This window comes from Pseudomonas sp. LBUM1674 (genome assembly GCF_059695635.1).
The window spans coordinates 589194-600133 of the sequence record NZ_CP166779.1; the positions used below are offsets into that span (position 1 = coordinate 589194).

A 10940-nucleotide genomic window follows, 5' to 3' on the forward strand; every position below is an offset into this window, starting at 1 on the left:
TGGCGCCCTTGTCGTGTTCCTGCTGCAAGCGCCGATGAAAAGGTGTTGATGTGAGTGTCAGGTGTTATTTAGTTATTTTTTAATGCTGTTAATTGAATGGTTATGACAGTTTGTTCAGGTGTTGTCCGGTGGCTTTTTGATTTGTTGTTTTGGAGCTGTAGTGAGTAAATTGGAAGTTCAATTGAATTGCATAGGGATTATGCGACATGTCTGAACCTCTAATGGAAAAAGCCACAGTTGATGAACCCGGCGATCCTGAAAAGGGCCGCCACTTCGATTTCATAAAAAGCACTATTCCCGAATGCCTGATCCAGGCGTCGCCGCTACGGCGCAAGGTGCTCAAGGATACCAAGCCCACCCTTCCACAATGGTATGAAAATAGCTCGACAGATCAGCGAAGTGCCCTGAAAGCATTAATTGAAGCGGACTGTCACGCGCAAAATAAATGGGATAAGACGATTGCTGCCGTGGACAGTGTCACCGCGTATGCAAAGCCCTTGTTGATCGCGGCATTGGCGGAAGCAGGTATTGAACTGGATGTCGAGAACACCTGGATGCGACTCTATTACCCGGTAGATTACAAGTTTTTCGGTATTGCGACGGGCGTGAACACCGGCGATGTGCGCAGCAGAACCTTATCACTGTTGCAGGCGGCGTTGCATAACTTCGAAACTTTCGAGTCCGAGGAGCGTTACTTCGACAGCGACTCTACATTTATTACAGAACCCGATGCGCAGGGGCGATTCGACGTTCTGCATCTCGCGCTGAAAATACCGCAGTTCGTGACAATCTGTCGCAACCTGGATATCGGTGGCCAGTATGAAAAATACATCAATGATTTTCTTTATGAAGGTGCGGCCGCACATCAGCAGGCGTTGAGTCTGGCCTTCATCGATGGCAAAAAAACAGCAATGAAGGCCGCGGCTTATGCAGCATTCGTGAAAAATGATATTGAACTTAAACATTACGAAATGTTGGTCGAGCTAATCAACGAGCAAGAGATCGTCAGGGATAAGGACAGCCGACGGAGTATCAGCTATAGCCCGCTACAGCTGATGGGTTACGAAATCGCCGACTGTGCAGTGTTCTTTCCAACCCACGCCAATCGTTACGATGGCAGTTATGTCATTGCCTACATTCCGGACGATCCCGAGCACGCGTTAAAAAAATACGCGTCGTTCGCTGACTTCGAAGCGCAACTGACCCACCAACTGATGTACCGGCCACCGGGCAGCCGTATCGATAGCGCCAAGGACGCGCTCACCGACTATCAACGCTTCTTCAGCCGGTTCATCAGCGAAAAGGACCGGGGTCGTTTTTTTCTTCGATTTACCCAGAAGGTCCTGGACGCACCGTCCGGTACCTACTGGAAAGACCAGGTGCGGGGTTATCTGAAGTACTTGAGCCCGGTTTCAAGACTGGTCGGTCCCATAGCGGATCGGCACTGGCGGCGCGACCCGCAGGAGAATATCGATTTGCATGCCGCGCTTTCACTGAATTTTCAGTGGGTCGGCATGGCCGGTATCTGGACTGAAATGTTCCGCCAGAAACGTCGGCATATGCTTGAGGATGCGCAAGTACTTGCCGTTTCCACCGCCACCGAGGATGACATCACCCGCGACCGTCGGCTCTCCAATTACCTGAATATCGGCATGTCTGTCATCGGTATCGCCGCGTTCTTTGTGCCGCCGGTAGGCGCCGCCATGCTGCTGGTCACCGCGGATCAGTTGTTGTTCGAGACGATCGAGGGCGCGCGCGAGTTGAGTCAAGGCGATAAGGAAGCGGGCTGGGCACACATCACCGATGTGCTGGAGAACCTGGCGACGATGGCGGCACTGGCGCCGGTGTTTCACTACACGGTTTCGCCTTTCATCGAAGGTTTGAAGTCCGTCACCCTGCCCAGTGGCAAGACGCGGTTGTGGAAGCCCGATCTCAAGCCCTATGAGCGGAACATCAAGCTGCCAGCAAACTCCCGACCCGACAAATTGGGGCTGCATCAGCATGACGGCCAGAATATTTTGCCGCTGGAGGGAAAGCACTACGCATTGAAAGAGGAGTTGCGCTCCGGAAAATACCGGATCCAGCACCCTACCCGGGAGGATGCCTACCAACCGGAGGTGAACCATAACGGCAACGGAGCCTGGAATCACGAGATGGACGCGCCGCTGGAGTGGCCGAAACGCACTTTGTTACGACGTCTGGGACCTTCGGTGGATGCTTTCACCGAGAGTGAACGCGAACACATGCTCAGGGTCAGTGGCACACAGGAGGACGTGCTGCGTCGCATGCATGTCGAGGGTGAAACGACGCCGCCCCTGCTGGTCGACACCATCACGCGATTTCAGGCCTATGCCGATGCCGGCGAAGTGGGGGAGCAGATTCGTGCCGGGCAGCTTCAGGATGATCTTTGCGGTTATGCCGCTGCCTTGATGGTCGAGCTGCCGGAATGGCCTCCTGCTAAAGCGATAGAGGCGTTCGAGGAGGCGGATTTGAGCGGCAAGTCCGTTCAGTATGGTGATATCGCCGCACCGGCTTCAGACGTCATCAGGGTCAGCCGGGCCGAGCTTATAGCGGGGCAATTGCCCAAGCGTGTCCTGTCCTCCCTCAGCGAGGAGCAAATCAAAAGCCTGGTCGGCCAACAGGTTGCGCCGGACCAGCAGACCCAGACCTTGCAAACGCGACTGGCGGATCAGGCAGTTCAGGCCAGGGCGCGAATATTCCAGAGTTTGCTCAAAGACCGGGAGGCATTGGGAAATCCCCGGACTCAACTGATCCAGCGTCAATTTTCCTCGGTGTCAACCAGGCTCGCACACGAGCTATTGGAGGATGCGACGCCCACCGAATTGCGCCAGATGAAAACCACCAAGCGCCTGCCATTGCGGCTGGCGGAGAAAGCTCGTCTGGTACAGCAAGAGGTGCGCCTGGCAAGCGCTTATGAGGGGCTTTATCTGGAGGCGCTGGCTGCGCCGGACACGGAAATCCTGGTCCTGCATACATTGGACACATTGCTCGGCGGATCTGACGATTTGCGCATTGAAGTCCGGGATGGCTCCTTCACGGGAGCCCTACGCGCCAGCGTCGGCCCCGAGGATGCTCTTGAGCGCAAAGTGCTGGTGCGTATCGGCGATGGGCAGTACGAGGCGCGCGATGCCAGCGACAATCATTTACACGGACGGGATGATCTATACGCCACCCTTCAGCACGCCTTGCCGGATGCTCAGCGTCGGGCGCTGGGCTTGCCCCATGTGGGTCAAGGTGCCGATCTCAAGACACTGATCCAACAACGGGCGCTCAGCCGTGATGAACTGCGCCCGGTCCTGAAGATGCAGTCACCGCGTCAGCCGTTCTTCAAGCCACTGACGGTGTTGCCTGACGGTCGGCGCGGCTACCCTTTGAGCGGTCGCGGTCAGAATCAATGGGAGCGGATTATCGAAGAGCGGGTCAGAACGCTCTACCCAGATTTCACCCTTGAGGAGCTCGATGATTTCGTCGCGGCCCTGAATGCTCAAGACGACTCGCCAGACCGCCAGCTGAAGCGACTCGAGCGGGAGTACAAGCAACTGGATCACCGCCTGCAAACCTGGTTGAAGGCGCCGAACGAGTATTCTGGCGTCAGAGACAGCCCGCAGTACGTCAGAGAGTGGGGCGCGAGGATTAAAATCGTCAGAGCCCTCAAACAGGCCTGGCAAAGGACCGGTCCGAAAGATTATGACGCCTACGGCAATTATCGCGGCCAGAGCATTGATCTGAGTGACACCTCGCTGCAATGGCAACTGCGCAGCTTGCCGCCGCTGGAGGCGAATTTCGATCATGTCACCCGGCTGCGATTGAATCGTTCGCAATTCAGCAATGAGGTGGAGGGGTTTGTTGGACATTTTCGCCAACTTCGCGCGCTGGATCTGTCCAGTAACCAGCTGACCCGGCTTCCTGCAGCGATCAGCGACATGACGCATCTGCTTGAATTGCATGTGGGCAATAACCAGATCATGTTGATCGGGCCGGCCATCGAGAGCATCAAGAACCTGACTCGGTTAAAAGTTCTGGGGATGGAAAACAATCCGTTGGCCATGGCGCCCAATGTCAGCCGAATGCCTGACTTGCACATACTGAACTTGTCGAACACCGGTATCGCCACCTGGCCTGACGGGACCTTTTCCCTGCCTCGACCCCGGCACTTCGACTTGAGGTTGGTTAATAACCCAATCACCCAGATACCCGTGGTAGCTCCGGGGTCCTTCCGGGCTGAAATAGTGGCGCGCACGCTGATCAGTCGTGAGCCGCCATGGCTTTCGCCAGCAAATCTTCAAACGCTGCAAACCTACATCGAATCGGTAGGACTCGATCCTGACCGGCGATGGCCCAATTCGGTGATATCCGATAGCCGTTTCTGGATTAATGCGTTGCCGCCGCAGGAGCGAGCGACGCCCGAATTACGAGCGTTAAAACGTGATCTCTGGGCGGCGGTTGCAGATGAGTTCGGTTCCGAAGATTTCTTTGAAGAAATCGGAAAACTCGTCGACGCCTCGGATACTTCTCCCGAATACAGAACCGATCTCGCCGACAAGGTCTGGCGAATGATTTCAGCTGCAGCTGAAAGCACCGAACTGCGCGAAAAGCTCTTCAAAGATGCGCTCGTGCCCTCCACGTGTGTCGATTCCAGCGCACAGGTTTTTAACGCCATGGGCCTCGAAGTACTGATTTATGAGGCCTATGCCCTTGTCGACAAGGGCTTGGTGGAGTCGGACCTGGTGAGTCTGGCCAGAGGCAAGTCACGTCTGAATGAACTGGGCAAGATCGCCCGAGCGAGAGTCACGGAGCTGCTGGAGCAAGGCCGAAAATTTCCTGAATTTGATCGCAACGGCGACCCGATCCGTCAGATGGATGAGGAGGGAAACTACATCAGGACTATTGATGAAGTGGAAATTCACCTTGCCTATGCAACAGCCCTGGCTGAGCGCCTGGAGTTGCCTTGGCAGTCACGCACCATGAAGTTCAATGAGCCGGATGTCACGCTGCCGATGATAGAGGCCGCCTGCAAGCGAATACTCGCGCTTGAAGAAGGAGATCTTCTGCGAGATTCAATTATCGAGCAGGATTTCTGGAGCCAGTATATCCAGGGTGCCAACCGCAAAGCGTTCAACAATTTGCGACGTAAAATCGACGCTTTGTTAGACCTGCAAGTCGCACAACAACAGTGGACGCAGACCACCGATTTATCAGCGCGTACTCTGCTGCGCGAAAAAATCACGACACTCGCGGCGCAACTCGGCAAAGAGCCAGCCGATGTCGCGCCTGGTCGCGTGATGACGGATGATGAATACACGGCGGAGCTGGTTTTGATCAATACCGAAAAGTACGAGCTGCTGAAGAAATTGACCCGGGAAGCGATGGACAGGGCCAAACTTCAAAGAGTCGAAATCCCTTTCACGGTGCAGTCGGATAATAGTTGAATCGTCTTTTAATCGAAGGCCTGGGTGCAGATTTTTGCACTCAGGCCTTTTTATTCCCGGCATGTCAGAACAGGAAATACCGCTGGGCCATCGGCAGCACATCCGCCGGTTCGCACCACAACAGCACGCCGTCGGCCTTGACCTGATAGGTCTGCGGATCGACGTCGATGTTCGGCAGATAATCGTTGTGAATCAAGTCGGTTTTCTGCACGTCGCGACAACCTTTGACCACGGCGATTTTCTTCTTCAAGCCCAATGCTTCCGGCAGGCCTGCCTCCTGCGCCGCCTGGCTGATAAAGGTCAGGCTGGTGGCGTGCAACGAGCCGCCGTAACTGGCGAACATCGGACGGTAGTGCACCGGTTGTGGCGTCGGGATCGAGGCGTTGGCATCGCCCATCAGGCTGGCCGCGATGGCGCCGCCCTTAAGGATCAGCGTCGGTTTCACGCCGAAAAAGGCCGGGCGCCAGAGCACCAGATCCGCCCACTTGCCGACTTCGATCGAGCCCACTTCATGGCTGATGCCATGGGTGATCGCCGGGTTGATGGTGTATTTTGCGATGTAGCGTTTGGCGCGGAAGTTGTCGTTGCCTGCACCGTCGCCCGGCAGCGCGCCACGCTGCTTCTTCATCTTGTCGGCGGTCTGCCAGGTGCGCGTGATGACTTCGCCGACCCGGCCCATGGCCTGGCTGTCGGAGCTGATCATCGAGAACGCGCCGAGGTCGTGCAGGATGTCTTCGGCGGCGATGGTTTCGCGGCGGATGCGGCTTTCGGCGAAGGCCACGTCCTCGGCGATGCTCGGGTCCAGGTGGTGGCAGACCATCAGCATGTCGAGGTGTTCGTCGATGGTGTTGCGGGTGAACGGCCGGGTCGGGTTGGTGGAACTCGGCAGCACATTCGGGAAACCGCAGGCCTTGATGATGTCCGGCGCATGACCGCCGCCCGCGCCTTCGGTGTGGTAGGTGTGGATGGTGCGGCCCTTGAAGGCGGCGAGGGTGGTTTCGACGAAACCCGATTCGTTGAGGGTGTCGGTATGGATCGCCACCTGCACGTCGTATTGGTCGGCGACGTTCAGGCAGTTGTCGATGCTCGCTGGCGTGGTGCCCCAGTCTTCGTGCAGCTTGAGGCCGATGGCGCCAGCCTTGACCTGTTCGATCAAGGGCTCCGGCAGGCTGGCGTTGCCCTTGCCGGTGAAACCGATGTTCATCGGGAACGCGTCGGCAGCCTGGAGCATCCGTGCCAGGTGCCACGGCCCGGAGGTGCAGGTGGTGGCGTTAGTGCCAGTGGCCGGGCCGGTGCCACCGCCGATCATGGTGGTGACGCCACTCATCAGCGCCTCTTCGATCTGCTGCGGGCAGATGAAGTGGATATGGGTGTCGATGCCGCCGGCGGTGAGGATCATGCCTTCACCGGCGATCACTTCGGTGCTGGCGCCGACGGCGATGGTGACGTTCGGCTGGATGTCCGGGTTGCCGGCTTTGCCAATGGCGGCGATGCGCCCGTCCTTGAGGCCGACGTCGGCCTTGACGATGCCCCAGTGGTCGATGATCAACGCGTTGGTGATCAGGGTGTCGACGACGTCGGCGGCCAATAATTGACTTTGGCCCTGGCCGTCGCGGATGACTTTGCCGCCGCCGAATTTCACTTCTTCGCCGTAGGTGGTGAAGTCCTTTTCCACTTCGATCCACAGCTCGGTGTCGGCCAGACGGACCTTGTCACCGACGGTGGGGCCGAACATGTCGGCGTAGGCTTGTCTTGAAATCTTCATGGGGTTGCCTTGGGATTCAATGGTTTTTGAGACCGCTCGCGTAGCTCGCTATCGCAACCTCGCTGCGCTCGACAGCTCCTACAGGCGTTCCCGCAAATGTCCGGTTGCTCTCGGTCTCTGTAGGAGCTGTCGAGCGAAGCGAGGCTGCGATCTTTTCGGGCGCACCACAGATGTCAGTCGAGGTCACCCATGATCCGCCCGGCAAACCCGAACACCCGGCGATGCCCGGCCAGGTCGACCAGCTCGACCTCGCGGCTCTGCCCCGGTTCGAAGCGCACGGCGGTGCCGGCGGGGATGTTCAGGCGCATGCCGCGGCTGGCGGCGCGGTCGAAGGTCAGGGCGTCGTTGGTTTCGAAAAAGTGGTAATGCGAGCCGACCTGGATCGGCCGGTCGCCGCTGTTGGCCACCTTCAGGCTGAGGGTGCGGCGGCCGACGTTGAGTTCAATGTCGCCGGGCTGGATCTGGTATTCACCGGGAATCATCAATGGGCCCCCTGGAGGATCTTGTAGTAGAGCGCGGTGGGTTTGTACCGGCCGCTCGGGTCGCAGGCGTAGTCGGGGATTTCACCGGCGCGGGTGTAACCCAGGGCCTTGTAGAAATCCTCGGCGGGGGAGCCGGCTTCGGTATCGAGGTAGAGCATGCCGCGCTTGTGCTGGAGGGCGGCCGTTTCCAGTGCACTCATCAACTGCTGACCCAGACCCCGGCGACGCGCCTGTTCGCGCACCAGCAGTTTCTGCACTTCGGCGCGGTTCAGCCCGTTGGCTTTCTGGCACAGGGTCAGTTGCACGCTGGCCTGGACCTGTTCGTCGTTGACCACTACCCACAGCAGCACGTTGCCCTTGTTCAGGTTCTCTTGAACGTCATCAAAGTAGGCGCGTGCCTGAGTGGCGTCCAGATTGGCCATGAACCCGACGCTGGCGCCATAGCCCACGGCATCGAGCAGCAGATCAATCAAACCCTGGCGATAGTGCGCAAAGCTTTCAACATTGACGCGGCGCAGTTGGGCGGCGTTCATCGGCGTTACTCCTTGCTGGCGGCCGGCGGCTGCGCGCCAGGATTGAGGGTCAGTTGCATGAAGGTGAGGTCCAGCCAGCGGCCGAACTTGGTGCCGACCTGGGGCATCTGCCCGCTGGTCACGAAACCGGCTCGTTCGTGCAAACGGATTGATGCGGCGTTACCGCTTTCGATGGCGGCAACCATCACATGCTTGTCGCAGCCTTTGGCGCGCTCGATCAGCACGTCCATCAATTGTGGGCCCAGACCATTGCCGCGCTGATCGCTGCGCACGTAGACCGAGTGCTCGACGGTGTGGCGGAAACCGTCGAACGGCCGCCAGTCGCCGAATGACGCGTAGCCCAGCACCCTGTTATCGCTGTCGACGATCACCAGAATCGGATAACCCTGGGATTGCCGGGCGCTGTACCAGGCCTGGCGGTTGCCCAGGTCGACGACCTTCTCGTTCCAGATCGCCGTGGTATTGAGTACGGCATCGTTGTAGATATCGCGGATCGCCGGCAGATCGGCATGCACTGCATCGCGGATGTGGTAAGTCATGGCGCGACCTCAGGCGATCGGTTGGTGAACGGTGACCAGTTTGGTGCCGTCGGGGAACGTCGCCTCGACCTGGATCTCGGGGATCATTTCCGGGATGCCTTCCATCACTTGCTCGCGGCTGAGCAGGTTGGTGCCGAAGTGCATCAGCTCGGCTACGGTCTGGCCGTCACGGGCGCCTTCGAGCAACGCCGCGGAGATGTAGGCCATGGCTTCCGGATAATTGAGTTTCACGCCGCGAGCCAAACGCCGCTCGGCCACGAGGCCGGCGGTGAAGATCAGCAGCTTGTCTTTTTCGCGTGGGGTCAGGTCCATCGTTTGGAATCCATTTTTGGCAGAATGAAAATCTAATGCGTCTTGCACCCTGTAGGAGCTGGTAGGAGCTGTCGAGCGGAGCGAGGCTGCGATCTTTTCATCTTGATCTTTTTCGACTCCGCTGAAGATCAAAAGATCGCAGCCTCGCTCCGCTCGACAGCTCCTACAGGGTGGAATCGTGTTCATGTGGCCCATATTCGTGGTGGGACGGCTTCTCGGCCGAGCAACGCAGGCCTGAGCAACCGCCACACATCAATCAACCAGCCCCGCGCCAACAACGCTTCACTGGCCAGGCACCGGGCAACCAGAATTCCCGGTAACTGGGTCAAATCCCCGCGCACGTCATGAGTCAGTGAACGGCACTTCTCCAGCAATTCATTATCTACGTCGCCAGTCACCAGCAGGGTCGCAAACACCGGTTGCCCATCCAGGCCAATCGGCGAATCGAGCAAACCATCCCCGCCGACAATGCGCTGGCGTTCGTGCCAGAGCAATCGGCCGTCGCGACGGATGTCGAGTTGCGCCTGAAAATGCCCCAGGTCGAAGCGTTCGCCGCTGGCCGGTCGGCCCAGTGCCACCACGTCCCAGTAAAACAACCGGGCATCGCCTTCAAGCTCGACGCAGGTGCTGAGTTCGGCCTGCGCAGCACTGAAAATGATGGTCTCCTGCGGCAACCATTCCAGTGTTGCACCGCTCGCCACTTTCAAGGCCAGCTGCTGATAAGCGGGCCCGGCTGCGCGATACCACTTGGCCGCGCCAGGACTGGTGATTTGCGCCCAGGCATCGCGACCGACGCTGGCCGAGATGTCCAGCCGGTCACCCCCCGCAATCCCGCCCGGCGGATGAACGATGATGTGCTGACAGACGTGCGGTCCTTCGGCATACAGATGCTTCTGCACCCGCAGCGGGCCTTTGTGCCGACGCTGAACCGGGCGCGTGCTGTTGCCGAATCGGGCGTAGCTCAGTTCCAGCTCGGCGTGCCAGCTCGGGGTAAACAGGACAGCGGGGGCAGGTAGATTCATGGTTTCCAGTTATCGTCAGACGCTGTAGATCAGACCGCAGCCTTATATCGTAGCCTTATATGGTAACCAAGCCGCGCACACCCTCGGCTTCCATATTTTCTCCACGGCCCTGCTGCACGATCTCGCCCCGGGACATCACCAGGTACTGATCGGCCAGTTCAGCGGCGAAATCGTAGAACTGCTCTACCAGCAGAATCGCCATGTCACCACGGGCTGCAAGTTGCTTGATGACGGCGCCGATCTCCTTGATCACCGAGGGCTGAATGCCTTCGGTGGGCTCGTCGAGAATCAACAACCGTGGACGGCTGGCCAACGCCCGGCCAATCGCTAATTGCTGCTGCTGGCCGCCGGACAAGTCACCACCGCGCCGTTGCTTCATCTGCAGCAGTACCGGGAACAACTCGTAGATGAACGCCGGGACTTCCCTGGCCTCGGATGCGGGAAATCGCGACAAGCCCATCAGCAGGTTTTCTTCCACCGTCAGTCGGCCGAAGATTTCCCGCCCCTGGGGTACATAAGCAATCCCCGCGTGAACCCGTTGGTGCGGCTTGAACGTGGTGATCGGTTTGCCTTCCCAGTTCACCGCGCCTTCCTTGGCCGGCAACAGGCCCATCAGGCACTTGAGCAGGGTGGTCTTGCCGACACCATTGCGCCCGAGCAGGCACGTGACTTCTCCGACCTTCACCTCAAACGTCAGTCCCCGCAGGATGTGGCTCCCGCCGTAATACTGGTGCAGTTTGTCGACTTGCAGCATTCTCCGATTCTCCTCAATCCCCCTGTAGGAGCTGCGGTGCGGCGATCCGACTTGCCAGCGAAAGCGGTGTATCAGTCGACATA

At 58.5% G+C, this 10940-nt stretch carries 8 protein-coding genes; 1 reads left to right on the forward strand and 7 read right to left on the reverse strand.

The window, feature by feature from the left end; translation table 11 throughout:
• Positions 1-206: 206 nt before the first annotated feature.
• Positions 207-5450: an NEL-type E3 ubiquitin ligase domain-containing protein gene (locus ACA067_RS02685; RefSeq protein WP_497460502.1), complete on the forward strand. Its 5244-nt coding sequence runs from the start codon at positions 207-209 to the stop codon at positions 5448-5450.
• A 64-nt stretch (positions 5451-5514) separates the two neighbouring features.
• On the opposite strand, the gene ureC is transcribed toward ACA067_RS02685, so the two are convergent.
• The 7 genes from ureC to urtE form a co-directional block, all read right to left on the reverse strand.
• A complete protein-coding gene (gene ureC / locus ACA067_RS02690) occupies positions 5515-7215 on the reverse strand; it encodes an urease subunit alpha (protein WP_497460503.1) in 1701 nt (566 codons plus the stop codon).
• Positions 7216-7388: 173 nt separating this feature from the next.
• A complete protein-coding gene (locus tag ACA067_RS02695) occupies positions 7389-7697 on the reverse strand; it encodes an urease subunit beta (protein WP_008011171.1) in 309 nt (102 codons plus the stop codon).
• Positions 7697-8230, reverse strand: coding sequence for a GNAT family N-acetyltransferase (locus ACA067_RS02700; RefSeq protein WP_497460504.1), 534 nt, complete (start codon positions 8228-8230; stop codon positions 7697-7699). Before ACA067_RS02700 ends, ACA067_RS02695 begins: the two co-directional genes overlap by 1 nt.
• 5 nt (positions 8231-8235) lie before the next feature.
• Complete coding sequence (locus ACA067_RS02705) at positions 8236-8769, reverse strand: GNAT family N-acetyltransferase (RefSeq protein WP_497460505.1); 534 nt, start codon at positions 8767-8769, stop codon at positions 8236-8238.
• Between the two features lie 9 nt (positions 8770-8778).
• Positions 8779-9081, reverse strand: a complete 303-nt coding sequence (locus ACA067_RS02710) for an urease subunit gamma (RefSeq protein ID WP_497460506.1) — start codon at positions 9079-9081, stop codon at positions 8779-8781.
• Positions 9082-9263: 182 nt separating this feature from the next.
• Positions 9264-10103: an urease accessory protein UreD gene (locus ACA067_RS02715; protein ID WP_497460507.1), complete on the reverse strand. Its 840-nt coding sequence runs from the start codon at positions 10101-10103 to the stop codon at positions 9264-9266.
• A 55-nt stretch (positions 10104-10158) separates the two neighbouring features.
• Entirely contained in the window at positions 10159-10857 is a 699-nt protein-coding gene (urtE, locus tag ACA067_RS02720) for an urea ABC transporter ATP-binding subunit UrtE (protein WP_497460508.1), read from the reverse strand.
• Between the last annotated feature and the right edge of the window lie 83 nt (positions 10858-10940).

Bases quoted from the DNA above. Each gene is read 5' to 3' on its own strand.
- ACA067_RS02685 (WP_497460502.1), top strand. From the start codon at position 207: ATGTCTGAACCTCTAATGGAAAAAGCCACAGTTGATGAACCCGGCGAT.
- ureC (WP_497460503.1), bottom strand. From the start codon at position 7,215: ATGAAGATTTCAAGACAAGCCTACGCCGACATGTTCGGCCCCACCGTC.
- ACA067_RS02695 (WP_008011171.1), bottom strand. From the start codon at position 7,697: ATGATTCCCGGTGAATACCAGATCCAGCCCGGCGACATTGAACTCAAC.
- ACA067_RS02700 (WP_497460504.1), bottom strand. From the start codon at position 8,230: ATGAACGCCGCCCAACTGCGCCGCGTCAATGTTGAAAGCTTTGCGCAC.
- ACA067_RS02705 (WP_497460505.1), bottom strand. From the start codon at position 8,769: ATGACTTACCACATCCGCGATGCAGTGCATGCCGATCTGCCGGCGATC.
- ACA067_RS02710 (WP_497460506.1), bottom strand. From the start codon at position 9,081: ATGGACCTGACCCCACGCGAAAAAGACAAGCTGCTGATCTTCACCGCC.
- ACA067_RS02715 (WP_497460507.1), bottom strand. From the start codon at position 10,103: ATGAATCTACCTGCCCCCGCTGTCCTGTTTACCCCGAGCTGGCACGCC.
- urtE (WP_497460508.1), bottom strand. From the start codon at position 10,857: ATGCTGCAAGTCGACAAACTGCACCAGTATTACGGCGGGAGCCACATC.